We start from the raw sequence: 1,357 nt of genomic DNA on the forward strand, positions 1-1,357 counted from the left end.
TCACGCGGCGTGATCTCGCAGGAGTGCGCGGATCGAGTCGTCGAGGTGGAACGGGCCGCCGTTCCGGGTGATGATCGCGTCTGGCGCCACGTGTCGAGTGGCTTCGGCGAGGACCTCGGCGGGTCGGGCCCCCGGATTGGCGGGCGGTGCCGGGTCGAGCGTGCGGCCGTCGGGGAGCAGGGCGATGATCCGCCCGGCGGTGGTTCTGCGGAGCTTGATGTTCTCATCGTGCAGGGTGCGGTGGTGTTCGCCGCAGACGAGGGTGAGGTTGTCGATGTCGGTGCCGCCGCCCTCGACCCACGGGATGAGGTGGTGGGTGTGGAGCCGTCGGGTGTGGGCGCAGCCCGGGTACTGGCAGGTGCCTCTGTCTCGGGCGTGGACGGCGTCGCGGAGCTGCCGGTTCGGTAGTCGGCGGCGTCGACCGAGCCGCAGTGGGTTGCCGTGGGTGTCGGTGAGCAGGGTGCGGATCAGCCCGTCGCGGCCGAGTCGACGCAGGACCGTGGGGGACAGGCCGGTCGCGGGTGAGATCTCCGCACGGGATCCGGGCCTCGGCCTGGGCTGTGGGGGGTGTGGCTGTGTGGTGTCGAGCAGGGTGGTCGCGTCGATGTGCACGGTGATCGTGTGGGCGGGTGAGGTCAGCCCGGGAGCGGGCTGTTGTAGGAATCCTTCGGCGAGTGCGAGCAGTGCGTCGGCGTCGCGTCGGCGGTCCCGTGGGGCGGCCACGATCTCCCCGTCGGGGGGCGACTGGCCCGCGTCGGTGCCGGCGTCGGTGGTGGTGGTGTCGAGGCTGGCGCGGGCGGCGTCGAGCGCGGTGATGAGGTGGGCGCCTTCGTCGGGAGGCAGGACCGCGGTCAGGTGCAGCATGCCGTTGTCGTCCGTGCGCCAGGAGACCCGCCGGGCCGCCTGCGTCCTGGCACGGTCGTTCGGGTCGGCGGTGGTCTGGCGGAGGGTGCGGACGAGGCGTTCCAGCTGGCCTGCGGTGCAGTGCAGGGCGTGTTCGAGCCAGAGCGGCTCGGTGGTCGGGTCGGCGATCCGGGTGATCGCCCGGACCTTCGAGTAGGAGATCGTCCCGTCGGCGAACGCCGCCCGCACCTTGGGGAGTTGTTCGAGGGCGCGGGCCGTGGCCAGGTGTTCCCGGGCGGCACGCAGTCCGATCCCGCAGCGCCAGGACAGCCAGTGCGCACATGAGCGCAGCCCGATCCCCGACCAGCCGCCCCGCCGCTCGAAGGCGGAGAGGAGGACCAGCCAGCCGCAGGTCGCAGCCGCGAGCCGCCCTGCCCACCCGCAGATCGCGGCTTCCAGATCCGCCAGCGGTGCGGTCTGCGCGTCCAGGCCCGGTATCAGGCCGATGTCAGGC

1 protein-coding gene is annotated in these 1,357 nt (G+C 72.7%); it reads right to left on the reverse strand.

The window, feature by feature from the left end:
• On the reverse strand, positions 1-1,357 hold a 1,357-nt coding region (locus tag E0504_RS49335; RefSeq protein WP_373694024.1), incomplete at its 5' end, for a DUF222 domain-containing protein.

It is taken from the genome of Parafrankia sp. BMG5.11, assembly GCF_004337455.1.